Source organism: Celeribacter neptunius (assembly GCF_900113955.1).
Classification (GTDB): domain Bacteria; phylum Pseudomonadota; class Alphaproteobacteria; order Rhodobacterales; family Rhodobacteraceae; genus Celeribacter; species Celeribacter neptunius.
Genome location: NZ_FORH01000001.1, coordinates 1,122,186 through 1,146,435, shown reverse-complemented (window position 1 = coordinate 1,146,435; position 24,250 = coordinate 1,122,186). Strand labels below are relative to the sequence as shown.

At 62.6% G+C, this 24,250-nt stretch carries 23 protein-coding genes; 9 read left to right on the top strand and 14 right to left on the bottom strand.

Features of this window, described 5'->3' with window-relative positions:
- Positions 1-147 precede the first annotated feature (147 nt).
- Both BM151_RS05610 and BM151_RS05605 read right to left on the bottom strand, forming a co-directional pair.
- Positions 148-1,662, bottom strand: a complete 1,515-nt coding sequence (locus BM151_RS05610) for a CRTAC1 family protein (protein WP_090058733.1) — start codon at positions 1,660-1,662, stop codon at positions 148-150.
- A 65-nt stretch (positions 1,663-1,727) separates the two neighbouring features.
- Positions 1,728-3,008 (bottom strand): ROK family transcriptional regulator, encoded by a 1,281-nt coding sequence (locus BM151_RS05605; protein ID WP_090058731.1) that lies wholly within the window; start codon positions 3,006-3,008, stop codon positions 1,728-1,730.
- A 239-nt stretch (positions 3,009-3,247) separates the two neighbouring features.
- On the opposite strand from BM151_RS05605, the gene xylF reads away from it, so the two are divergent.
- The 6 genes from xylF (at position 3,248) to BM151_RS05575 (ending at position 10,013) form a co-directional block, all read left to right on the top strand.
- The gene (xylF, locus tag BM151_RS05600) at positions 3,248-4,276 is read left to right on the top strand and encodes a D-xylose ABC transporter substrate-binding protein (protein ID WP_090058728.1); all 1,029 of its coding nucleotides are present in this window, start codon (positions 3,248-3,250) and stop codon (positions 4,274-4,276) included.
- 147 nt (positions 4,277-4,423) lie between these two features.
- The gene (locus BM151_RS05595; protein ID WP_090058726.1) at positions 4,424-5,737 is read left to right on the top strand and encodes a sugar ABC transporter permease; all 1,314 of its coding nucleotides are present in this window, start codon (positions 4,424-4,426) and stop codon (positions 5,735-5,737) included.
- A gap of 12 nt (positions 5,738-5,749) precedes the next feature.
- Entirely contained in the window at positions 5,750-6,517 is a 768-nt protein-coding gene (locus tag BM151_RS05590) for an ATP-binding cassette domain-containing protein (protein ID WP_090058724.1), read from the top strand.
- A gap of 98 nt (positions 6,518-6,615) precedes the next feature.
- On the top strand, positions 6,616-8,055 hold the full coding sequence (gene xylB, locus BM151_RS05585) for a xylulokinase (RefSeq protein ID WP_090058721.1): 1,440 nt from the start codon (positions 6,616-6,618) through the stop codon (positions 8,053-8,055).
- On the top strand, positions 8,052-9,356 hold the full coding sequence (xylA, locus tag BM151_RS05580; RefSeq protein WP_090058718.1) for a xylose isomerase: 1,305 nt from the start codon (positions 8,052-8,054) through the stop codon (positions 9,354-9,356). The genes xylB and xylA overlap by 4 nt, the downstream gene beginning before the upstream one ends.
- 111 nt (positions 9,357-9,467) lie before the next feature.
- The gene (locus tag BM151_RS05575) at positions 9,468-10,013 is read left to right on the top strand and encodes an NADPH-dependent FMN reductase (protein ID WP_245781104.1); all 546 of its coding nucleotides are present in this window, start codon (positions 9,468-9,470) and stop codon (positions 10,011-10,013) included.
- 16 nt (positions 10,014-10,029) lie between these two features.
- Here BM151_RS05575 and glpD read toward each other — a convergent pair whose 3' ends face one another.
- Positions 10,030-11,649, bottom strand: coding sequence for a glycerol-3-phosphate dehydrogenase (gene glpD, locus BM151_RS05570; RefSeq protein WP_090058716.1), 1,620 nt, complete (start codon positions 11,647-11,649; stop codon positions 10,030-10,032).
- A gap of 329 nt (positions 11,650-11,978) precedes the next feature.
- On the opposite strand from glpD, the gene BM151_RS05565 reads away from it, so the two are divergent.
- Both BM151_RS05565 and ade read left to right on the top strand, forming a co-directional pair.
- Positions 11,979-12,959: an NAD(P)-dependent oxidoreductase gene (locus BM151_RS05565; RefSeq protein ID WP_090058713.1), complete on the top strand. Its 981-nt coding sequence runs from the start codon at positions 11,979-11,981 to the stop codon at positions 12,957-12,959.
- 47 nt (positions 12,960-13,006) lie between these two features.
- Positions 13,007-14,701: an adenine deaminase gene (gene ade / locus BM151_RS05560; RefSeq protein ID WP_090058711.1), complete on the top strand. Its 1,695-nt coding sequence runs from the start codon at positions 13,007-13,009 to the stop codon at positions 14,699-14,701.
- Between the two features lie 46 nt (positions 14,702-14,747).
- Here ade and BM151_RS05555 read toward each other — a convergent pair whose 3' ends face one another.
- The gene (locus BM151_RS05555) at positions 14,748-15,095 is read right to left on the bottom strand and encodes a hypothetical protein (protein WP_090058708.1); all 348 of its coding nucleotides are present in this window, start codon (positions 15,093-15,095) and stop codon (positions 14,748-14,750) included.
- A gap of 221 nt (positions 15,096-15,316) precedes the next feature.
- Between BM151_RS05555 and BM151_RS05550 the strand changes: the two genes are divergently transcribed.
- Positions 15,317-15,505 carry a hypothetical protein gene (locus BM151_RS05550; RefSeq protein ID WP_090058705.1) on the top strand — a complete coding sequence of 63 codons (189 nt, stop codon included), beginning with the start codon at positions 15,317-15,319 and terminating at the stop codon, positions 15,503-15,505.
- Positions 15,506-15,542: 37 nt separating this feature from the next.
- Here the strand turns inward: BM151_RS05550 and BM151_RS05545 are convergent, their stop codons facing one another.
- The 10 genes from BM151_RS05545 to BM151_RS05500 all read right to left on the bottom strand — a co-directional run bounded on the left by BM151_RS05545 (position 15,543) and on the right by BM151_RS05500 (position 24,248).
- Complete coding sequence (locus BM151_RS05545; protein WP_090058703.1) at positions 15,543-16,484, bottom strand: NAD(P)-dependent oxidoreductase; 942 nt, start codon at positions 16,482-16,484, stop codon at positions 15,543-15,545.
- A 117-nt stretch (positions 16,485-16,601) separates the two neighbouring features.
- On the bottom strand, positions 16,602-17,066 hold the full coding sequence (locus tag BM151_RS05540) for a MarR family winged helix-turn-helix transcriptional regulator (protein ID WP_090058700.1): 465 nt from the start codon (positions 17,064-17,066) through the stop codon (positions 16,602-16,604).
- Positions 17,067-17,760: 694 nt separating this feature from the next.
- The gene (locus BM151_RS05535) at positions 17,761-18,162 is read right to left on the bottom strand and encodes a hypothetical protein (protein WP_090058698.1); all 402 of its coding nucleotides are present in this window, start codon (positions 18,160-18,162) and stop codon (positions 17,761-17,763) included.
- The gene (locus BM151_RS05530; RefSeq protein WP_090058695.1) at positions 18,162-18,548 is read right to left on the bottom strand and encodes a response regulator; all 387 of its coding nucleotides are present in this window, start codon (positions 18,546-18,548) and stop codon (positions 18,162-18,164) included. The genes BM151_RS05535 and BM151_RS05530 overlap by 1 nt, the downstream gene beginning before the upstream one ends.
- Positions 18,548-19,471, bottom strand: a complete 924-nt coding sequence (locus tag BM151_RS05525; RefSeq protein WP_090058693.1) for a CheR family methyltransferase — start codon at positions 19,469-19,471, stop codon at positions 18,548-18,550. Before BM151_RS05525 ends, BM151_RS05530 begins: the two co-directional genes overlap by 1 nt.
- The gene (locus BM151_RS05520; protein ID WP_090058690.1) at positions 19,468-19,935 is read right to left on the bottom strand and encodes a chemotaxis protein CheW; all 468 of its coding nucleotides are present in this window, start codon (positions 19,933-19,935) and stop codon (positions 19,468-19,470) included. Before BM151_RS05520 ends, BM151_RS05525 begins: the two co-directional genes overlap by 4 nt.
- 4 nt (positions 19,936-19,939) lie before the next feature.
- Complete coding sequence (locus tag BM151_RS05515) at positions 19,940-22,423, bottom strand: chemotaxis protein CheA (protein ID WP_090058688.1); 2,484 nt, start codon at positions 22,421-22,423, stop codon at positions 19,940-19,942.
- A gap of 10 nt (positions 22,424-22,433) precedes the next feature.
- Positions 22,434-22,799 carry a response regulator gene (locus BM151_RS05510; RefSeq protein WP_090058685.1) on the bottom strand — a complete coding sequence of 122 codons (366 nt, stop codon included), beginning with the start codon at positions 22,797-22,799 and terminating at the stop codon, positions 22,434-22,436.
- Positions 22,796-23,077, bottom strand: coding sequence for an STAS domain-containing protein (locus tag BM151_RS05505; RefSeq protein ID WP_090058682.1), 282 nt, complete (start codon positions 23,075-23,077; stop codon positions 22,796-22,798). The genes BM151_RS05510 and BM151_RS05505 overlap by 4 nt, the downstream gene beginning before the upstream one ends.
- Before the next feature lie 196 nt (positions 23,078-23,273).
- Positions 23,274-24,248 (bottom strand): glucokinase, encoded by a 975-nt coding sequence (locus tag BM151_RS05500; protein WP_090058680.1) that lies wholly within the window; start codon positions 24,246-24,248, stop codon positions 23,274-23,276.
- Positions 24,249-24,250 lie beyond the last annotated feature (2 nt).

The following is a 24,250-nucleotide window of genomic DNA, read 5'->3' as shown; positions in this document are numbered from 1 at the left end:
GACATAAAGTGCGGACCACCGAGAGCAGATGCGCCAGCCCACGGTCCGGCGCACGCCCTCATGTCAGACAAATCGCCAACGTTCCCTCCGTCCCGCCGAACGGACTTTCAGTCAAAGGGTCCGGCTTTCCTTCTTTAAAACAGCCTGTTACCGCGTCAACCGCACCCAGCGGTCGAACCGGTCGAGCTTGACCCAGGGGCTTTCCGTGCCATCGGGCCAGACCACCTGCACCTGCGCGCTCTCGGCGTCGCCCAGGCCGAAGTGCAAAGGCGTGAGCTTGCCCGAACCATGCAGCCCGCCGACGGTCAGCTCCTGCACTTGCAGTCCGAGATTGGTCAGCACCGAAACGCTGGCGCCGACCGCATCCGGGTTCACCCCCTCCTGATGCAGCGAAATGGCGAGATACTGGCCCGTGTTCGGGGTGACATTCTCGTAGAGCTCCATCGCGCTTTCGCGATTGACCACCGCCAGATCGAGCTTGCCGTCACCGTTGAGATCGACGAGATGCGCGCCGCGTGACTTGGCCATGGAGGCAACGCCGGCAGCAATCGAGACCTCTCGGAAGGTGCCGTCGGGTTTCTGCTGCAACAGGTTGTTCGGATCATGGGCGGCATTCGACGGCATCTGTTCGACATTGCCCTTGGCGATGAACAGATCGGCGCGGCCGTCATTGTCGAGATCGCCCCAATCCGCCGACCAGCCGGTCGAGGGGCGGCCATCATCGCCAAGATGTGGCCGGTGCGCATAGGTGCCGATGTCATAGGGCGCGGCCTCATAGCGGCCACCCGCATGGCCGAATTGCAAAAGCTGATCGCCCATCGAGGTGAGCATGACATCGGGCACCGCATCGCCATTCACATCGCGCTCGGCGATCCCCATGCCCCAGAGGGACACGCGGTCCCAACCGTCGCTCTCGTTGAGAAAACGATCCTGTTGCAGGTCGTAAAGCTGCTCATAGCCGCCCTTGACGTAGTAATGCCGGTCGTTCGACAGGCGCAGGCTCTGAACGCCGCGCGCGCCTTTCGAGATCAGCGCAGACAGGGTGCAGAACCCCGGTTCCAGCACGGTCTTCTCCCAGCTGTCTTCTTTCGGGCGGTCCAGCTCGTTTCTGTCGCAGGCCTCGAACGGCCCCTCCGGGTTGTCGCGGTCGACGTAATTGCCCCAGAACAGCGTCGGGCGGGCATTGTCTCCCTCCCAGCCGGCGGTGAACGCGGTGGTCCAGCGGTCGCCGCCGTCGAAATTGAGCGCCTCATTGGCGACGGTGAAATGGCAGTCGCCGTCGCCTTTCAGCAGGAGATTCTTGCCCACCCGCATCACCGCCAGATCGGTGTTCCCGTCGCTGTCGATGTCGAGCGGATAGGCGCCGGTGACATGGGTGAGCGCGTCGGGGGCGATCTCGGGGATCTCGCCGCGCTCGAATGTCAGTGCGCCGCCCAGTTCGGAGCGGTTCAGGAACAGATCGGCCGGGGTGTCGCCGCCCGCGGCAAACAGCTCCGGCAGGCCGTCGTCATTGCAATCGAACACGGCGAGCCCGCCGCCGACGAAATGTTCCCAGCCGCCGCCATAGACATGTTCGGGCAGGGCATCGGAGCGGTTGAGGAATTGCGGGATCGGCTGGCTCTGATCCGCGTCGAGTGCGACGGCGGCGCAGGGCGGCCCCATCAGGCTCAAGGCGGGAAGGAGTGACAGGGAAAGCTGGAGGGTGGAACGCAACAGGGGCTGGGTACTCATCCGACCAGTGTCTCCGTGGCGAAATCCAGAGCGAGCGCGCCAGCGCCCCGGGCCCAGACGAGATCGCCCCAGGCATGAATTTCCACGGGGGTCGGGGGGCGACCGGGACGATGGGTCATCATATGCGCCTCACTCAGGACATCCTCTGCATAGAGAAAATCGTAACGCAAACGATCGCCCGAGAGAAGGATCAATGCCGGGTCGAACAGGGTGACGACATTGGCAATGCCGGCGGCGAGATAGCGCCCGGCGCGCGAAAAGATCGTCTTGGCCAGCTCATTGCCCTCTTTCGCCTGCCGATAGAGGGTTTCGAGCATCTCATCGGCATCTGAGGCCTCATAGCCAGGGTTGAGGGCGGTATGCGCCTCGCGCACCAATGCGTAATCGGCGACATAGGCCTCGAGACAGCCGCGCTGGCCACAGCGACAGAGCGCGCCGTCGAGCTGTACCTTGGTGTGGCCGAGCTCCATGCCGTGGCCCATGCCGCCGCGGTGCAGCTGGTGCCGGATCACCAGCCCCATGCCCAGCCCGTGTTCGATCGAGACCACGGCAAAGTTGTCCAGCCCCCGGCCTTCGCCGAACCACAGCTCCGCCAGTGCCAGCAGGTTGGCGTCATTGTCGATGCGCACCGGCGCGCCCAGGCGTTCGGTCAGAAGATCGCGCAGCGGCACGTCCTGAGATTCCATGAAGGGGCACCAGAGCACCCGGCCGAGATCGAAATCGACCATACCCGGCAGACCCAGGGCTAATGTGTCGGGGCGATGGCCCTCGAGACCCGCATCCTTCAGCCCGGCGGCGGTGATCGCTTCGGCCTCCAGAAGAATCTCTTCGGTAGACCGTGCGGTCGGCGGTGCGGGCAGGGTGGCAGAGCCCAGGAGATTTCCGGCGAGATCGAGCACCACGGCGGAGTTCGAACGGTCCGAGATCTTGATGCCCACCACCACGGCGGCTCCGGCCCGCACCTTGAGCCCCACGGGCGGCCGGCCGCGGGTGCTGTCCGTGTCCCGGCGCTGCAATTCGCTTTCCTCGATCAACCCGGCGGCGATCAGGTCCGAGGCGGTCTGGGTCACCGTGGCCGGCGAGATGTTGAGCTGGCGCGACAGGTCGACCCGGGCGATCTCCCCTTGCGAGCGCACCGCCTCGAACACCTGTCGGCGGATCGATTTGCTGCCGCTGTCGGGATTGGCGAACAGCGGGCCGCAGCCGTTCTGAAGAGTCTCCGAAGGCGCTGTGTCAGGGGGCGGAGCCAGGTCGGCATCAGGGGGAGTGTCGGACATTTTAAAAATTCGCCAATCGAATTTAATGCGGCGCTGCAGCACTGTTTTGTTGGGGTTCGTAGTGATTTAGTCACGCGTTTGATGATAAATCCATCGAAAAATGAAAGATGTGCGAATTATTTTTTTGACAGATAAAATTAATCTGGCATGATTTGGACGTCCGGCAACGAGTCGGGCCCCGCTGGGCGTTCATCTTGAGGAGGGGAGCGGAACTGGCGCGGAAATTTGGGAGGATATTCATGCGTAAATCCATGCTGATGGCCGCGACCATTGTCGCTGCCGGTTTTGCAACCTCGGCCATGTCTGCCGATCTCACCGTTGGCGTGAGCTGGTCCAACTTCCAGGAAGAGCGCTGGAAAACCGACGAAGGCGCGATCAAGGCCGCTTTGGAAGCCGCCGGGGCGGAATATGTCTCTGCCGATGCGCAATCGTCTTCCGCCAAACAGCTCTCCGACATCGAAAGCCTGATCGCCCAGGGGGTGGATGCGCTGATCGTGCTGGCCCAGGACACCCAGGCCGTCATTCCGGCGGTGCAGATGGCCGCCGATGAAGAGATTCCGGTGATCGCCTATGACCGTCTGATCGAAGACCCGCGCGCCTATTACCTGACCTTCGACAATATCGAAGTGGGCCGGCTGCAGGCGAAGGCCGTCTATGACGCCATGCCCAAGGGCAATTACGTGATGATCAAAGGCTCGCCGACCGACCCGAACGCCGACTTCCTGCGTGGCGGTCAGCAAGAGGTGCTGCAATCCGCGATCGACGCCGGTGACATCACCATCGTCGGCGAGGCCTATACCGATGGCTGGCTCCCGGCCAATGCGCAGCGCAACATGGAATCGATCCTCACCGCCAATGATAACAAGGTGGACGCGGTCGTGGCCTCCAATGATGGTACCGCCGGTGGCGCCGTGGCGGCGCTCGCCGCTCAGGGCATGGCCGGGATCCCGGTCTCCGGTCAGGATGGCGATCACGCCGCGCTGAACCGTATCGCGCTCGGCACCCAGACCGTGTCGGTGTGGAAAGACTCGCGTGAGCTTGGCCGCAACGCCGCCGAGATCGCCGTCGAACTGGCCGGTGGCACCGCGCCCGCCGATGTAGCCGGCACGGTGAAATTCACCACCCCGGGCGGCAATGAGATGGACGCCAAATTCCTCGCCCCGATCCCGATCACCAAGGACAATCTCGACGTGGTCGTGGATGCCGGCTGGATCACCAAGGATGCGCTTTGCCAGGGTGTGAGCGACGGTCCGTCGCCCTGTAACTGATCGCGTAACCGATCTGCTTCAACAAGACAGTGTGCCCCCCGTTCGCGCGGGGGCACGTTACTCGCACCGTGCTCTCCCTGGAGTCTGAGGGGAGGCCGGGGCGGGTTGTCCAATAACCGGCCTCGGGAGGGGCGAAAGGACATGACAATGGCGGAACAGGCAGAAAAATCAGCGCCGCAAACCACCGGCTCCGGCTCTGGCAAGAGCATGCTCGGACAGCTTGAGCTCGACATGCGGCTGATGGGCATGGTGGGGGCGTTCATCCTCATCGCGCTGGCCTTCAACCTTTTCACCGACGGGCGGTTCGTGACGCCCCGCAATATCTTCAACCTGACGGTTCAGACCGTTTCGGTGGCGATCATGGCCACGGGCATGGTCTTTGTCATCGTCACCCGCCATATCGACCTGTCGGTCGGCGCCGTGCTGGCGATCGCCTCGGCCATGGGCGCGATGATGCAGGCGCGCTGGCTGCCGCAACTCGTCGGGCTCGACTATGGCAACCCGATGATCGCGCCGATGGCCATCGTCACCTGTCTCGCCGTGGGCACGCTCATTGGCGCCTTCAACGGCTGGCTCATCGGTTATCAGGGCATTCCGGCCTTTATCGTCACCCTGGGTGGCCTGCTGATCTGGCGCTATGTCGGCTGGTACGTCACCGATGGTCAGACCATCGCGCCGCTCGACAAGAGCTATCTGGTGCTGGGCGGGGCCGAGGGCACGCTCGGGGTCACCCTGTCCTGGGGCGTCGGCATTCTCGCCTCTCTCGCGGTGATCTATGCGCTTTATAATGCGCGCAAATCCCGCAAGAGCCACGGGTTCCCGACCAAGCCGCTCTGGGCCGAGTTCACGGTCGGCGGTGTAATCATTGCCGCCATTCTCGGCTATATCGCCACGCTCAACGCTTATGACATCCCGAAGGGCAAGCTGCGCCGCCTGTTCGAAGCCCGGGGCGAGGTGCTGCCGGACGGCTATACCGAAGCCTATGGCCTGCCGATCTCGGTGATCGTGCTGATCATCGTTGCCGTGGCCATGACCATGCTCGCCAAAAAGACCCGGCTCGGCAAATATATCTTTGCCACCGGTGGCAACCCGGATGCGGCGGAACTTTCGGGCATCAATACCAAGTTGCTGACCGTGAAGATCTTTGCGCTGATGGGCTTTCTCTGTGGTCTGTCCGCCGTGATCGCCTCGGCCCGTCTGGCGTCGCATGCCAATGACATCGGCACGCTCGACGAGCTGCGCGTCATCGCCGCCGCCGTGATCGGGGGCACCGCGCTTTCGGGCGGCATCGGCACCATTCATGGCGCCATCCTCGGTGCGTTGATCATGCAATCCCTTCAGTCGGGCATGGCCATGGTCGGGGTCGACGCGCCGTTGCAGAACATCGTCGTCGGCTCGGTTCTGGTCTTCGCCGTCTGGATTGACATCCAGTATCGCAAACGCCTCGGCATCAAGGTCTAAGGAGAGACGATCATGAGCAGCAACCCGAACACCGGCACGCCTCTTGTCGAGCTCCGCGACATCTCGATCGCCTTCGGCGGGGTGAAAGCGGTGGATCACGTCACCATCGATCTCTATCCGGGCGAGGTGGTGGGGCTTCTGGGCCATAATGGCGCGGGCAAATCCACCCTGATCAAATGCCTCTCCGGCGCCTATCAGATGGACAGTGGCGAGATCTTCATCAATGGCTCAAAGGCCGAGATCCGCAACACCCGCGACGCGCGCAAATACAATGTCGAGACGATCTATCAGACGCTGGCTCTGGCCGACAATCTCGACGCCGCCTCGAACCTGTTTCTGGGCCGCGAATTGGTGACGCCGCTGGGTTTTGTCGATGAACCGGCGATGGAGGCGGAGACGCGGTCCATCATGGGGCGTCTCAATCCCAACTTCCAGAAGTTCAAGGAGCCGGTCTCAGCCCTCTCGGGCGGTCAGCGCCAATCGGTCGCCATTGCGCGCGCGGTCTATTTCAACGCCAAGATCCTGATCATGGACGAACCCACCGCCGCCCTTGGTCCGCATGAGACCCAGATGGTTGCGGAGCTGATCGAAGAGCTGAAAGCCCAGGGGCTGGGGATCTTCCTGATCGAGCATGACATCCACAACGTCATGCGGCTTTGCGATCGCGCCATGGTGATGAAAAACGGCCAGAAGGTCGGCACGGTGAATGTCGGCGAGGTCACCGACGAGGACATCCTCGGCATGATCATCATGGGCAAGAAGCCGCCCCAGGCCTATTGACCATCTTCTGACGACTGTCCTGCGGCCTGGACCGGGCCGCGGGCGCTTCCTCCCGATGCACCGCGTTCTCATCTGCGGGCATAACGTATGGAAAACCAATGTATATCGGACTTGATCTCGGGACCTCCGGTCTCAAAGCCATCCTCATCGACGAGGATCAAACCGTCGTGGCCGAGGCCAACGCGCCCCTGACCAATGAGCGGCCGCAGAGCGGCTGGTCGGAACAGGAGCCGGCCAGCTGGCTCGCCGCCTGTGACACGGTCATGGCGGCGCTCGGTGCCAAGGCGGATCTGTCGGGCGTCAGCGGCATCGGGCTTTCGGGCCAGATGCATGGCGCGACGCTTCTGGACGGTGCCGACGAGGTGCTCCGCCCTTGTATCCTGTGGAATGACACGCGTTCGCATCAAGAGGCCGCCGCCCTGGATGCCGATCCGAGGTTCCGCGAGATCACCGGCAATATCGTCTTTCCTGGCTTCACCGCACCGAAGCTCGCTTGGGTCAGGAACAACGAACCGGAGATTTTCGCCCGGGTCAAAAAGGTGCTTTTGCCGAAGGACTATCTGCGGCTTTACCTGACCGGCGAATTCGTCGGCGAGATGTCCGACAGCGCCGGGACCAGTTGGTTCGACACCGGCGCGCGGGACTGGTCCGACGCTCTTCTGGCCGCCACCGACATGGACCGCAGTTTCATGCCGCGTCTGGTCGAAGGCTCCGAAGTCTCCGGCACGATCCGGCCGGAGCTGGCGGCGAAATGGGGCGTCCCGAGTTCTTGCGTCGTCGCGGGCGGCGGTGGCGACAATGCCGCCTCGGCGATTGGCGTCGGCGTGGTGAAAGCCGGGCAGGCGTTTGTCTCGCTCGGCACCTCCGGCGTGCTCTTTGCCGCCAATGACGGCTATCAGCCGGACGCGGCCACCGCCGTGCACACCTTCTGCCACGCCCTGCCGGACACATGGCACCAGATGGGGGTGATCCTCGCCGCCACCGATGCACTTAACTGGTACGGGCGCTTTGTCGGCCAGGACGCCGCCACGCTGACCTCTGCTCTGGGCGCGCTCGAAGTGCCGGGCAAGACCGCCTTCCTGCCGTATCTGGGCGGGGAGCGCACGCCCCTGAACGATGCCGGTATTCGCGGCGCCTTCACGGGGCTCGAACATGCCACCGACACCGCCGCAGGCACCCGCGCCGTGCTCGAAGGCGTGAGTTTTGCCATCAAAGACTGTGCCGAGGCGCTCGCCGCCACCGGCACCAAAATTGACCGGCTTCTGGCCGTCGGCGGCGGCTCGAAATCCGCCTATTGGTGCGAAGCCATCGCCACCGCTCTGGGCGTGCCGGTCGACCTGCCTGTCGCGGGCGATTTCGGCGGCGCCTTCGGGGCGGCGCGTCTTGGGCAAATGGCCGCCACCGGTGGCGGCGCAGAGCTCGCCAGCGCGCCGAAGATCGCCGCCACCTATGAGCCGAACATGAAACTGACCGCTGGTTTTGACGACGGGTTCGCCCGCTTCAAATCCGCACAAACTGCCATCAAGGGGCTGACATGACCGAGTTTTTCAAAGATATCCCGCAGATCACATACGAAGGCCCGGGCTCAGAGAACGAGTTTGCCTTCAAACATTACAACCCCGAAGAGCTGGTGATGGGCAAGCGGATGGAAGATCATCTGCGCTTTGCCGTCGCCTATTGGCACAGCTTTGCCTATGAGGGCGGCGACCCGTTCGGCGGCCGCACCTTTGATCGGCCGTGGTTCGGCGAGGGCATGGAAAAGGCCCGGATGAAGGCCGATGTCGCCTTCGAGATGTTCGACATCCTGCAGGCGCCGTTCTTCTGTTTCCACGATCTCGACGTGCGCCCGGAAGGCGCGACATTCGCCGAGAGCAAACGCAATCTCGAAGAGATCGTCGACATTTTCGCCGAGAAGATGGAGAGCTCGAAAACCCGGCTCCTCTGGGGCACGGCCAACCTGTTCACCCATCGCCGCTTCATGGCGGGGTCGGGCACCAACCCGGACCCGGATGTCTTCGCGTACTCCGCCGCGACGATCAAATCCTGCATGGATGCGACGATCAAGCTGAACGGTGCCAATTACGTCCTCTGGGGCGGGCGCGAAGGCTATGAGACTTTGCTCAACACCGATCTGACCCGCGAGGCGGATCAGGCGGCGAAGATGCTCTCCATGGTCGTCGATTACAAACACAAGATGGGCTGGGACGGCACCATCCTGATCGAGCCGAAGCCGCAGGAGCCCTCGAAGCACCAATATGATTTCGACGTGGCGACGGTCTACGGTTTCCTCAAACGCTACGGGCTCGAGAACGAGGTGAAGGTCAATATCGAACAGGGCCACGCCATTCTCGCGGGGCATTCGTTCGAGCATGAGCTGGCGCTGGCCGGCTCTCTGGGCATCCTCGGCTCGATCGACATGAACCGCAACGATTACCAGTCCGGCTGGGACACCGATCAATTCCCGAACAGCGTCTCCGAAGTGATGTTGGCCTATTACGAGGTGTTGAAAGCCGGCGGTTTCAGCAGTGGCGGCACCAATTTCGACGCCCGCATCCGGCGGCAGTCCTTGGACCCGGAAGATCTGATCCTCGGCCATGTCGGTGCAATGGATATCTGTGCCCGCGGGCTCAAGGCGGCGGCGGCGATGCTCGAGGACGGCAAGCTCGAATCTGCCCGTGCCGAGCGCTATGCCGATTGGGACAAGCCGGCGAATGCCGAGATGCTGGAAAACGGCGATCTGGCCTCGATTCAGGACCGCGTCCTGACAGAGGGGATCAACCCGGAACCGCGGTCCGGCCGTCAGGAACGTCTGGAAAACCTGGTGAATTCTTATCTCTGAGCAGGCGGGCGGACACGGCTCGCAAAGCTGTGATCGGACAAGATAACGAGAGGGCGGGACTTTCCCGCCCTTTTGCGTTTTTCTGCCGGGATCTCAGGGAGGGGCGTTGTCATGACTTTGAAAATTCTGGCGCTTTCGGGCAGCGGACGTAAAGGGTCGAGCAACCGCGCGCTGCTCGAAGCGCTCCGCATTCACGCGCCCGAAGGCATCGAGATCGCGATCTGTGATGCGATCTGGGACCTGCCGATTTTCACCCCCGACCGCGATGGGGCGGACCGCCCGGCCGCCGTGGCCGCCTTCATTGCCGAGATCGACGCGGCCGACGGCGTGATCATTTCCTCACCGGAATATGTCCGGGCCATTCCCGGCGGGCTCAAGAATGCCATCGACTGGCTGGTTTCCGGCGAGGCGGTGATTGGCAAACCCATCGCGCTCGTTCATGCCTCGCATCGCGGCGACGATATGCTGACCGATCTGCGCCGGGTGCTGTCCACGATCACCAGCCGTTTTGCCGAAGACGTGTTCTGGCGCCTGCCGCTCATGTCGCTCAGCGCCGCGGAACGTGACGCGGTTCTGGCCGCCCCCGAGACGATCGCGGACCTGCGGAGCTACCTGACGGCGTTTCAACAGGTCGTGGAAGGGCACCCGGAGATCTAGGCGCGGTACATGCGCCTCACTGATCGACGAGCAACGGCACGTGCTGTCGCATCCAGTCGTCGATCGCGGCGATCTCGGCGGCGGAGAGGTAAAGTCCGAGCTTGGTGCGGCGCCAGATCACATCCTCGACCTCGCGGGCGAATTCCTCGCGCACCAGATAGCGCAGCTCGGCCTCGGTGAGCCCGTGGCCGAAATCGCGCCCCATATCTGTGGCGCCGACCACATCGTCGAAGATAGCGGCGGCGTTGCGGCCGTAGAGATGTACCAGACGGTCGGCGGCATCATGGCTGAGAAACGGGTATTGCATGGTGAGTGAGGTGATCTGTTCGGCGTCCCGGCCATAGGTGAAGCCACCGGGGAGCATCGCCTCGGCGGTCCAGGGCTGGGTCATGGTGAAGAATTTGCCGAGTTTTTCGAGGGCGGCCTCGGCCAGCTTGCGATAGGTGGTGATCTTGCCGCCGAAAACATTGAGGAGTGGCGGGCCGTTCTCATCCAGAGACAGCACATATTCGCGGGTCGCCGCCGTGGCGGATTTGGCCCCGTCCTCATAGAGCGGGCGAACCCCTGCGAAACTATGCACCACATCGGCCTGGGTCAGCGGCACCTTCAGGTATTGATTGGCGAAATCCAACAGGTAGCGTTTTTCCTCGAATGTCGCCTCGGCCCCGAGCGGGTCGGTCTCATGCGTCACCTCGGTGGTGCCGATCATGGTGAAATCGCGTTGAAACGGCAGGAAAAAGATGACCCGCCCGTCGCTGCCTTGCAGGAAATAGGCCTTGTCATGTTCCGCGATGCGCGGAACGACGATATGCGAGCCACGCACCAGGCGCACGCTTTCGCGGCTGTTCTCACCGATCACGCCGGAAATGATATCGGCCACCCAGGGGCCGCCGGCATTGACCAGTGCTTTCGCCCTGAGCCTCTCCTGTGTGCCATCCAGGCGGCTGATCTCGATCTCCCAATGATCCGCCATCCGCCGTGCTGAGGTGACCTTGGTCCGCACCATCACCGTTGCGCCGTGATCGCGGGCATCCATGGCGTTCAGGACCACCAGCCGCGCGTCATCGACCCAGACATCGGAATATTCGAGCGCATGTTTGAACATGTCCTTGAGGGGCGCGCCTTCCGGCCGGTCGGCGAGATCATAACCGGAGGTGCCGGGCAGGATCTTGCGCTTGCCGAGATGGTCGTACATCCAGAGCCCGATGCGGATGATCCAGCCGGGGCGCTGCCCCTTGAGCCAGGGCATGGTGTATTTCAGCAGTTTCGAGATCGGCGTGTCGGCGTCAAACCGCATCTCGCGCGAGAGCGGCAGCACGAAGCGCATCGGAAAGGCGATATGCGGCATGGCGTTCAAAAGCACCTCGCGTTCCGCCAAAGCCTCGCGCACCAGTCGCACTTCGCCATATTCGAGATATCGGAGCCCACCGTGGAACATCTTGGAGGAGGCCGAAGAGGTCGCCTGAGCCAGATCGCCCATCTCGGCCAAAGCGACCGAAAGCCCGCGCCCGGCGGCGTCGCGGGCGATGCCGCAGCCATTGATGCCGCCGCCGATGACGAAGAGATCATTGAGCGTCTCTGTCGGATCCTCGGACGGATCACGCGGGGCGGGATTGGACGAAACCGGGTTAGCCATTCTGGGCGGTCCTCACTCATATTTGCATTCTGCGAAACAGGGCGGCTGTTTCAACCCAGTTCTTTGCGCGGGAATTGTCAAGAAAAGGTTTTTTGAACCAGAGATTTACAACACCCCGATACGAAAATGCGCCCGCCGCGCGTACAGGCGCGCAGTTCAAGGAGCGCCCTGCGCGATTACGCAAACCTATATGTGAAGCGTATCATAAATGGCGGTCTTGTGGGGGCTCATCTCCTGCGCACTCTTGTCATTTCCGCGCCGATGCGAGACTCTCAGCCAAACGCGCATAAAGCGCGCGAAAAGATCCCGACAAAAGAGGTCATGCCGGCATGAAATTTTTCCCTATGTTTCTCAGGATGGCCGAGCGAGACGTGGTGATCGTCGGGGGGGGAGAAACGGCGGCCCAGAAGGCCCGGTTGATGCTCAAGACCGAAGCGCACCTGAGCTTCGTGGCCGCAGAGCTGGAACCGGAGCTGCAGGCGCTGGTCTCGGAGGGCCGGGCGCACCATGTGACCGATGAGATCTCCGAGAGCCTGTTCGAAGGCGCTGCACTGGTGTTTGTCTGCACCGAGGACGAGGCGCGCGATGCGGAGATCTATCAGATCGTGCGTCGTGCCGGCGCTCTGGTGAACGTGGTTGACCGGCCGGATCTCTGCGAGGCCACCACGCCGTCGCTGGTGGATCGCGATCCGCTCGTCGTGGCGATCGGCACCGAAGGGGCAGCGCCGGTGCTGGCGCGGCAGATCAAGACGAGGCTCGAGGAGATTCTCGAGCCGAAACTGGGGGAGTTCGTCGCCTTTGGCGGGCGGATGCGCGACGCGGTGGCCGAAAGCGTACCGCGCGAGAAACGCCGGCCGTTCTGGCGCTGGGTCTATCACGAGACGCCGCGACGGCTGTTTGCCAGCGGTGCCGAGCGCGCGGCTTTTGATACGATCAAGGCCGCGATCAACGCGGGTGGGGCGCCGGATGCACCGGGCACGGGGCAGGTGGCGCTTCTGCCCGTTGGCGCGCTGGACCCGGATCTTTTGACGCTGCGCGCGGTTCAGCGCTTGCAGGAGGCCGATCTGGTGATCTGTACCGAGCCGGAATTTGCCCCGATGCTCGAGCTGGCGCGGCGCGATGCGGCGCGGATCGTCGTCGGGCGCGATTACGGCACCGAGGATTGGCTGTTGTCGGATCAACGCAATGTCGCAATGCGCGCCTATGACAAGGGACAGCGCGTGGTCTGGTTGGTGCCGCGGCGCGACGCGGAGCGGGCAGCGCTCGGCCTGCCTGCGGATCTGGAACGTGTGCCTGCCGTGCGTGTGTAGGGCGTGCGTGTGTAAGGCGGGTGTAGCGGGTGAATAGGAGAGAGATGATGAGCGATCTGGAACAGCGTATTGCCGTGGCGCGGGGCGAGGCCCCGGCCGATATCGTGCTGAAGGGCGGGATGATTTTCGATTTGATGACCGGCGAGCTCATTCAGGGCGATGTCGCGATCGTCGGCGAGCGCATCGCCGGGGTCTACGAGAGCTACGAGGGCAAGCGCGAGATCGATGTCACCGGCAAGGTGATCGTGCCCGGCTTCATCGACACGCATCTGCATATCGAAAGCTCGCTGGTCACACCGTTCGAATTCGACCGTTGCGTCTTGCCGCGCGGGGTGACCACGGCGATCTGCGATCCGCATGAGATCGCCAATGTGATCGGCGCGCCGGGCATCCGCTATTTTCAGGAGGCCTCGCAACACACGCTGATGTCGATCCGGGTGCAGCTTTCTTCCTGTGTGCCCTCGACCCATATGGAGACGGCGGGCGCCGAGCTTCTGGCCGGGGATCTCGCCGAGTTGATGGGGCACCCGTCGGGCATCGGCATGGCGGAATTCATGAATTACCCGGGGGTGATCTATCGCGACCCGGAGGCGATGAAGAAAATCCGCCTCTATGAGGATGCCCATATCGACGGCCATTGTCCGCAGCTCTCGGGGCGCGATCTCAATGCCTATATTTCGGCGGGCATTCGCACCGAACATGAGGCGACCACGGTGGAAGAGGCGCGCGAGAAGCTGCGCAAGGGCATGCGGGTGCTGATCCGTGAGGGCTCCGTCTCAAAGGACATGCATGCGCTGCAACCGCTGCTGAGCCACTTCACCGCGCCTTACATGTGCCTGTGCACCGATGACCGCAATCCTTTGGACATCGGCGAATACGGCCATCTCGACTATGTCATCCGCACGCTGATCGAGCTGGGCAGCCCGGCCTTGGCCGTTTACCGCGCCGCCACGCTCTCGGCCGCCGAGGCCTTTGGTCTCAAGGATCGCGGCATGATCGCGCCGGGCAAACGCGCCGATATCGTGGTGTTGGACTCTCTGGAAAAATGCAACGCTGCCATGGTCTTTGCCGGGGGCGTCGAAGTCACGGAGGAGGCGTTTGCCGCCCGTGGCCATGTCGCGCCGGTGGGACGTGGTTCGGTCAAGGCACCGATGGTCCGGGCGGAAGATTTTCGCGCCACGGGCAATCGCGAAGAGACCGATGTGATCGGTATCATTGAGGGCAAGATCATCACCGAGCACCTGAAAGAACAGGTGCCGATCAGGGATGGCGACAAGGCCCCCGATCCGGCCCGCGATCTCACCCGGATCACTGTCATCGAGCGCCACGGCAAGAATGGCAATATCGCTTCGGGCTTTGTCAAAGGCTTCGGCCTCAAATCCGGGGCGATTGCCTCCACCGTCTGTCACGACCATCACAACATCGCCTGTGTCGGCGTCGATTACGAAGACATGGCGCTGGCCGCCAATCGGCTCTCTGAGATCGAGGGCGGGTTTGTCGTCACCAAGGGGGGCAAGGTGCTGGCCGAACTGGCGCTGCCGGTGGCGGGGCTGATGAGCCTCGAGCCGTTCGAAGTGGTACGTGATCACCTCGCCCTCCTGCGCGCGGCGGCGAAATCGCTGGGCGTGACGCTGGAAGAGCCGTTTTTGCAACTGGCGTTTCTGGCGCTTCCCGTGATCCCCGCGCTCAAGATCACCGATCGCGGCATGGTTGACGTCAACAAATTCGAGATCATCGCCTGAGGGCGCGGATCTTCTCAGGGCGCCGGCGCGCGGGCCCACGCGGGCCTCAGTCGATCTCGATCCGCGCGACCTCGCCCGGGGCGAGTGTCAGCCGCTTGTAGAGAGTGACGCGCCAGGACCCGGCTTCGATCTCGTAACAGGTCTCGGCATCGACCGTGACCTGCCAGGCCGGATAGCGGCGCGGATCGTCGGAACGGCGGGCCACCAGCACCAGCGGCTCTTCCTGCCCGTCACAATGTGAAATGCTCAGGCGATTGAGGCGGTGATCTGCCGTGATCGACAGCATGGCCGTGGCGCCGTCCTGCGAACCGTAAGCCCGGTGATCGACCACAAAGCCATAGCAGCCGGTCAACAGGGCGAGAGAGAGGGAAAGACAGAGGGAAATCCGAGCCACGACAGAGCCTTGTGAGAATGCGCATCGCGGACAGGGTAACCGATCTCCCGGGTAGGGGAAGAGGCTTTCGGGCTGACATTTGCACAGGTCACAAAAAGTGAACCGATTAGTTCAGTTTTTGATGTGGATCATGTTGATATGCGTGTCAAAGCGAATAAATGCAGATCATCCCCCAGCACTCATGCCCGAGCAAATATGGGCGTTACAATGGAGTTCCCGAGATGAAAAAGCTGATCCTACCCGCCGTTCTGGCCACCATGGCCCTCTCTGCCTGCGCCGAGATGGAGAAATACCCGGTGTCGCAATGCACCACCGCCGATCACTACCCGGTGGCCTGTCAGGAGATCGAGGCCGGCCAGAGCCCGGCGGATCTCGAACCGGTTTCCGTGCCGGACTTCAAAGGCGCCTGATCCGAGCGTCGCAAGCCATGCCTGACCCGGGCGCGGATCAATAGCCGCGCCCGAGATCGACCACGTCGCGCATCGGCGCGCCGGTGAGGAAGGCGTCGAGATTGTCGAGCGTTTTCTGCTCGAACTTGCGCCGTTCCGCTTGCCCGCCCTTGTAGGATTCATGCGGGGTCAAAAGCACTTTCGGATGGGTCCAGATCGGATCATTTGCCGCGGGCGGTTCCGGATGGGTGACGTCGAGCGTTGCCTTGCCGAGCCGTCCGTCATCGAGCGCCCGCAAAAGTGCCACCTGATCGACCAGCGCACCGCGGGCGACATTGATCAGATGCAACCCCGGTTTGGCATGGGCCAGCAACGCATCATCGACCATGCGCTCCGTCTGAGGTGTCAGCGGCATCGCCAGCACCGCGTGATCGGCGCGCGACAGCACCTCTTCCGGCGTGGCGCAGGGGGCAAGCCCCTCGGGCACATCGTCCGACCAGTCGCCGCGACGGCAGGCGAGAACCTCCATGTCAAAGGCGCGGGCGCGTTTCGCCACCTCGGCGCCAATCGCGCCATAGCCTATGAGGCCGAGCACCTTGCCCTCGAGCGTGCCAAAGACCCGTGTGCCCCAATCCTCGGGTGAGCGGGTGCGGGCGCCGAAAATATCCTTTTCCACCAAGAGCATGGCGGCCAGGACATATTCGGCGATCTGCGGCGCGGTGAGGCCGCGTCCATTGGTGACGATCCGGCCCCGCATCAGCGCCTCGGGATAGATTTCGATGCCGGCGGAAAAGGTCTGGACCCATTTCAGGTTGGGAAAGCGGATCGTTTCGGGCGTCTCCGGCCAGCTGCGAAAGGCGCGGGTGATCAACACCTCCGTCTCTTCCGGCAGCTCCCAGGGGTGCGCCCGGTCGAAATGGTCGATCACTTTCGGCAGGCTCGGGTGACGGGCGAGTATCTCGCCGAATTCCGGGTCGATCTGATTGACGATGACGGGCAAGCGGGCCTCTTCGAGCTGCGGGATTTTGGGCGGATCTTGCGATACCTAGCGGGAAACCCGGGCGTGGTCACCCCTCGTGAGGCGCCGGCAGGGCGCAAAGGGGCCGGGCAGAAACGCTCAGATCAGCTTTTGCAGATCGCCGCTGATCCGCGCCAGAACATGGTTGAGGGTCGCTCGCTCCGCCGGGGTGATGTTGTGAAAGCTCTCGGTGCCGATGCGCTCCACCTCAATCAACGCCCGGGCGCGCAGCCGGTCGCCCTTTTCGGTCAGACACACTTCGGTCACCCGCCCGTCGTTCGGACGCACCCGGCGGGTGAGCAGATCGTCGGCCAGCATGCGCTGGACGATCTTGGTCGTGGTGTTGAGTTTGAGCGTGGCGAAATCGGCGACTTCGGAGATCGACAGATAATCCTGTTGGTAGAGCGAGATCATCACCCGCCAGCGCGGCACGTCGATGCCCAGGGGTTTGAGCCGCTTCTCCAGCGCCAATGTGTAATAGGCGGTGATCCGGTTGATCCAGAAATAGGGCCAGCTGTCACGGAAATGCTCCGGCGTCTGCGGCGCTTTCTTTGAGGCCGTCATCTCGTACTCCTTGCGGGCAAGCGGCGAGGATGCCTGTCTCTGAGCCCCATGTGCCAATCCCTGTGCGTCGTGATCCTCAGCGGTGCGGATGCACGACACTGATCCTGGCAAGGTCATAGCATTCCGGTGCAGGGATTCGTAACGTGAAAATGAACGTGAAGGTGTGCGGCGACCCGGCCCATTGCCAAGCTGGTCACGAGGTTGTAAGCCGGTCTTTCCCGTCGCGGGCGTCGACCTTGCGTTTGGATTTTGCGTTTGAAACTTGCGTTTGAACCTATGTGAGACTTGGCTCGGCAGGGCATAACGGGGCGCATGACGGGGCGTCCGGTCTCGCCAGAGACCGCCTTGCCAGTGATGTGTCATGCGGTTTTCATTCATGCATCTTACTGTGTTTCCTGGGGAACGCGTTTCCCGATGAATGAGTTTCCTGGGTTCGAATTCCAATGCTCCGATGTCCGGCCCTGCGCGTTCCCTGCAGGGGGGACATGGGAGATCTGCGGCGGGTCGTCCGGCAAGAGGCCCGCCGCCACCTGTTCCGACAGGCGCAGGCAGCTCAGAGACGGGCCAGAGGCAGACCGGGAACAGGCCAGAGATAGGCCAGACGCGGGCCAGACGCGGGCGAACCAAACGACAGAACGCAAAATGACTGGCCGCCGGGGCGGTCAGTCTTGCTGTCCCAAGAGAGTCCCGGTCGTCAGAACCAGGCGATCTCGCCGGAATCGTCCTCGGAGAGGGCAAAGGGCGCATCGATATTGTCGAACAGCTTATGCGCCAGATGTCTGAGCCGGATCACCTCGCTCAGCGGATCGATCGCCACCGCATCCTGTTCGGTTTGGGTCGACAGATGACCCATCACGCGCTGCAAATCGTCCAGGGTCTGATGCAGCCGGTCGATCGCCTGCAGGCTGCGCTGCACCGCCGGTGACAGCGCTTTTGCCTCTGCGAGCGTCGGTCCCAGCGCGATCTGCACCTCGGCTGCGAGCATGACGAGGGCGACCATTTCATCCTGAATGCGCTTGTTCAGCGTCCCAAGCGGAATGACCGCGGTCTCTTCCGCATTGGCGTCCGGTGCAGATTTTGCTGGGAATGACGTCATTACAGTTTCCCTACGATGGCTTCGATGGCGGCGCGCAGGCGGGCCGGATCGAACGGTTTCTTCAGGAAGTTGTTCATCCCGAGGCGTTTGCCCATGTCGATGATCTCGCGATCCGCACGACCGGTGATCAACAGGAAGCCGACGCCACGGGTCGGGCCGTTGGAGCGCAGCGCATGCAGGAGCTGAAGCCCGTCCATGCCCGGCATGTTGTAGTCCGAAATGACGAGATGCACTGGCGAGACCGCCAGTTTCTGCAGCGCCGACGGACCGTCCGCGGCACTCGTCACATTGCGAATCCCGTAGGAGTCCAGAGCGTTTGTGATAAGTCCGCGGCTGGTGGACATATCGTCGACGACCATGACACGGAGTTGATCCCTGAGTGCCATCAGATCTTTCCTTTACTTTCAAGTGCTCCGGTAGGGGCAGGTGATGGTTTATTGATATTGGGGCGTGTCCTGTAGGTGGTCACGCCCGAACTTTCGAACAGTGGGCTCACGTTTTCGTTCAGCCGCTCGGAATGGCCGAGCATCAGGATACCGCCGGGTTCAAGGATATCGGCGAAGCGGCGGAACAGTTTGGTCTGTGTCGGCTCGTCGAAATAGATCACCACATTGCGGCAGAAAATGACGTCGAATTTCAGCTTCATCGGCCAGTCGGCATGCAGGTTGAGCTGATTGAAGGACACCAGTTTCTTGATCTCCGGCTTCGCTGTCAGAACGATCTCTCCGTCGCGCTCGGAGCGCGTGAAATGCCGCGAGATGATATCATCGGTCAGACCGGTGGTCAGGGAGCCGATATATTCGCCGCGCTTGGCATGGGCGATCACCTCCGGGTCGATATCCGTGGCGAGGATCCTGACATCCTTCTGTGCCAGATCCGGGGCCTTGTCCAGGAGCGTGATGGCGATCGAATAGGGCTCCTGACCATTGGAACACCCGGCCGACCAGATCCGCACCTTTCCGCCAGCCGCGAGTTTCTGACGCAGCAGGGGCACCACATTGGTCGCGAGATTCTCGAAATGATGGTTCTCACGGAAGAAATGCGAGACATTGGTGGTCAGGGCCGAAATGAAACATTCCAACTCTTTCGGGTCGCCGGAATGTTCCAGATAGTCCAGATAATCGTCGAAATTTGCCATTTCCAGCACGCGCAGACGCCGTGTCAGTCGCGATTTGACCATCGAGACCTTGGCTTCGGCCAGCATGATCCCGGCTTCGCGTTGCGCGATCTGCGCAATCCGGGCAAAGGCCTGCGCCGAGATGTCAGAGACGATCTTCGGGCGTCCGGTTATGGGGGACAGTTCGCTCAAGCGACCTCCTCGCCTTGCGGGGGCATGACGGCTTCAAGGTCCAGAATGCGGATCATCCGGCCGTCGACGATGGTCAGCGCAGAAACGAAGGTCCGGGCCTCATCCGCGGCAAGATCCGGCGGCGGCTGCATTTCTTCGGTCGGAATGGCGAGAATGTCGGAGACGGCATCGACCATCAACCCGGCGGTGCGGCCGCCGAGATCGACGACGATGATGACGTTGCGCTCGGTGTCCTCGCCGGTCTGGAGACCCAGACGGGCGGAGAGATCGATGATCGGCAAGACCGTACCGCGCAGGTTGATCACACCTTTCACGAAGAACGGCGCATGCGGCAGCGAGGTGGCCTTGGCCGAGCCGCGAATTTCCCGAACGGACATGATATCGACGGAGTAATCCTGGCCGCCAACGCGGAAGGACAGCAGTTCGATCGATGTAGAATCGGTCTGTTTTTCATTGTCAGTCATGGTCTTATCCTACGAGTGCTGGTTGCGGCTGACGGGTCCGGGTACGTCCGGAAGCTTGTCCGACCAGATCGGTCGGGTCGAGAATGAGGGCGATTTGTCCGTCGCCCAGAATGGTCGCGGCGGCGATGCCCGGGACGCGCCCGTAGCTGCCTTCGAGGCCTTTGATCACCACCTGGCGCTGATCTTCGATGGCATCGACCACGAGGGCGGCGCGGTTGCCATCCTCCTGACCGATCAGCAGCACGATGCCGCCGACATAGCTGTCGAGGGGCTGGCGGTAGCCAAGCTCGGCGCCGAGGTCCAACAGTGGCACGAAGCCGCCGCGGATCTGCACCACATGGGTTTCCGGCCCGAGCGCCTTGAGATCATTGTCGGTCAGGGTGAGCGTTTCGAGAATGGCGTTGAGCGGCACCACGAGGGTCTCGTCATCGACACGCACCACCATGCCATCGAGCACGGCTAGGGTGAGCGGCAGGGAGATCGAGAAAGTCGTGCCCTTGCCCTCTTGCGAGGTGATCGAGATGCGACCGCCAAGCGCCTGGATCGAACTTTTCACCACATCCATGCCGACCCCGCGGCCGGACAGGTTGGAAATTTCTGCCGCCGTCGAGAAGCCCGGCAGGAACAGCAGGTTGTCGATGTCGCTGTCGCTGAGCTGGGCATCCGCCGGGATCAGACCGTTTTCGATCGCCTTGGCCTTGACGCGCTCGCGGTTGATGCCGGCGCCATCGTCGCTGACTTCGATGACGATGCGGCCGGAACGATGCTGCGCGGTGAGCGTGACATGGCCCTCGCGCGATTTGCCAGCCTCGAGACGTTTCTCGGGGCTCTCGAGCCCATGGTCGACGGCGTTGCGGATCATATGGGTGAGCGGATCGGCGAGCCGTTCGATCACGGTCTTGTCGACCTCGGTGTTCTCGCCATCGGTGTGCAAGCGCACTTCCTTGCCGACAGAGGCCGAGGATTCGCGGACGATCCGACCCATGCGCTGGAACAGCGATTTGATCGGCTGGGCGCGGATCATCATCACCGATTCCTGAATGTCGCGGGTCAGCTGCAGGAATTCCTCGAGACCGGTGGAAACCGGCGAGTTCGGCGGCAGACCGGCCTCGGTCACCGACTGGCTCAGCATCGCCTGATTGATCACCAATTCACCAACAAGGTTCACGAGACGATCAATACGTTCGAGATCCACACGCACCGTGGCGCGCGGCTGGGTCGGGGTGCCGGTGGCTTTCGCCGGGGCGGAGGAAGCGGCGGGCTTGCCGGGCTCATCCTCGGATTTTGCGACCGGCTTCACGACCGGCTTTTCTTCCGCTTTGGCGGCGGCTTTCGGGGCCGGCTGCGGGACCGCTGCTGCGGCTTCGGGCATCGGCTGCAGCTCGGCGGCCATCGGTGTTTCCGGCAGGGGCGCGGGCGCCAATTCCGGGGTGGCCGGCGCGGTCGGTGCCGGGGTCAGTGGCGGCAGTTCGGCGGTCGGCGCGCTCGAAAGATCGCTGGGAAGATCCGCGGCAAAATCGAGCGGCGGCAGCGGCGCCGGGGCCTCTGCAGCGGCGGTGACCGCGGGGGCTTCGGCGATCGGAGCCCCGGTCTCCTTGAGCGGGGTGATGTCGAGCTGGCACAGCCCGTCGACGAATTCGAAGACTTCGCGCACCGCCAGCTCCGGCTCTTCGGTGTGAACGGTCACGGTCCAGGACAGGTGGCCGGTGTCCGGATCGAGCGTGTCGAGCGCCGGCAGATCGCCGCAATGCGCCACGACCGAGATATCGCCGAGATCGCGCAGGGCGCGGAACAGGTAGAGCGGTTCGTTGCCGGAGGCATAGAGCGTATCCTCGGGCTTGAAGAACACGGTGAAACCTTTGGCGACGACGGCTTCCGGGGCGCCGATGTCGAGCGGTTCGGTGCCGATGGGGGCCGCGGCGGTGAGTTCCGCGCTGTCGGCCATCAGGGGCAGGGCGTCGTCATCCTCGGCGCCGGTTGCGGGCAGGGCGCTCAGATCCGGCAGGTCGCCTCCGAGATCCGGAAGATCGCCCCCGAGGCCGCCGAGATCGAGCGACAGGGTGGCGGGGGTGAAGTCGAGATCTTCCTCTTCCTCCTCCTCGACGCCGACGAGCTTTTCGAGCTTCGCGAGCACCGGGTCGGTCACGTCGGAGGGCACTTCGCCCTCGTCGCGCGCGGCCCGCACCAGATCGCCGAGAATGTCGGCGCAGGTGAAGAACAGGCGGATGGCTTCGCCGTCGGGATGGAAGCGTCCGGCGCGGACCTCATCCATCGCGGTTTCGAACCGGTGCGCAAAATGGACAAGGTCGTCCAGACCGAATGCGCCCGCGCCACCTTTGATCGAGTGGACCGCGCGGAAAACGATATTGATCGTTTCAGAATCGGTGTCGCCGTCATCCATCATCTGGAGACCATCCTGGAGGCTTTCCAGGAGTTCCTCGCATTCGATGAAGAACGAGGCGCGGATTTCTGCCATTGGGTCGGACATAGGGAACCTCTTAACCAGCCACCATTTGGAGGGCTTTTACCAGTTTCGCAGGGTCGAACGGCTTCACGATCCAGCCGGTGGCACCGGCGGCGCGGGCTTTCGCTTTCAGCTCGTCCGCGCTTTCCGTGGTGAGCACGAGGATCGGGATACGGCTCCATTTGTCCTCGGAACGGACGGCGTCGATGAAGCCGAAACCATCCATGCGGGGCATGTTGATATCGGTGATGATGACATCGGGTTCGATGTCGTCGAGCACTTCAAGGCCATGAATGCCATCTTCGGCGAGATGGGCGGTGAAGCCGGCCGAGGAAAGTGCAAGGTTGAGCATGTCGCGCATGGTGCGGCTGTCGTCGACAGCAAGGACTTCCAGACTCATGTCCAAGCCTCCGGTTGAGTTAGGGTTTCGGGAGAAAAGCCAAAGAGGCCGAGAATATCGACGCAGCTGTCAGAGGCATTGCACAGGCGGGTGGTCTTGCCCTCGGCGTCACGCATCTTGATGGTGGCCAGGATCACTTGCAGGGGCAGGGTGCCCATGTGGCGAATATTGGAAGCATCGATGACCAGCTCATCATCCGTGATGGTCTTGAGCTCGGCCATGAGCGGGGCCACGGATTGATAATCAAGCCGGTCATGAAGTTGCACATGCGTGGTCATGTACGCGCTCCTCTTTTTCGGCAGGGGTGAGACATCTCGAATTTCCCTTACAACTGCGGTCACAACCCTTGGTGTAAGGGGCAGGGAGTTAAAACGAGGTTACGTCGTTCAATTTTTATCTTGCATGGAAAAAATCATAAAAAAACGCCCCCGGAGGCCGGAGGCGAATCTTTCAAACAACAATTTTATCAATTGGTTATGGGTATATGTTGTGCATGTGCGAGGCGCAGCCGATCAAAGCGGCATAGTCGTCCTCGATCACCGAGACAGCGAAATTCTGCATGAAACCGGCAAAGCGCCCCTTGTCGCGGAAGGCCACGTCGAAATCGAAAAGATCGAGATAGGGGGCGATATGGCGGGCCACGCCGCCGACCAGGTAAACCCCGCCGAATGGCAATTGCACGAGCGAGAGATTGCCCACCACCGTGCCGAGGATCTTGACGAAGAGCCGCGCGGTCTCGGTGGCGCGGGGATCGTCGTCGGCCTCGACCGAGGCCATGATCTCGGCTGCGGATTTCTCATAGGCGTCGCCTTCTTCCGTGCCCAGAAACAGGTAGACGCGTTCGAGGCCGCGGCCCGAGAGCACATCCTCGACCGCCGGAAAACCATGCGCGGTCTCGACGAACTGGCACAGGGCGAGCTCGTGTTCGTTGCGGATCGGCAGGTTGGCGTGACCGCATTCCGAGGGCGCCACGAAACGGCCCCTGTCGGTCTCGAACACCGGCGCGGCATTGAACCCGGTGCCGACGCCGACCACGAGTTTCACCGCCTGCGGCGAGGCTTCGGGCGCCTTGATCACGCTGCGGATATTCTCCGGGTCGACAAGCCCGAGCGCATGGCCCTGGGCCTGCAGGTCGTTGAGGATCGAGACATGTTCGGCGCGGGTGGCACGGCGCAGCGTGTCGCGGTCGATGGTCCAGTCGAGATTGGTCATGGTGCCGACGCCGTCGCGCACCGGGCCGGCCACGGCGACACAGGCGCCCTTGCAATCAATCCCGCCCTCATCTTCGAGATATTGCCGCAGCACGCTCTCGAGCCCGGGGAATTTCCGGTTCGAATAGCGCCGCACCGTGTCGGGCAGGAGCGTCACCCCGTCGGCCAGGGCCACGCGTGTATTGGTGCCCCCGATATCGGCAACCAGGGTGAGAGTGTCGGCGGGATGGTTGGGCATGT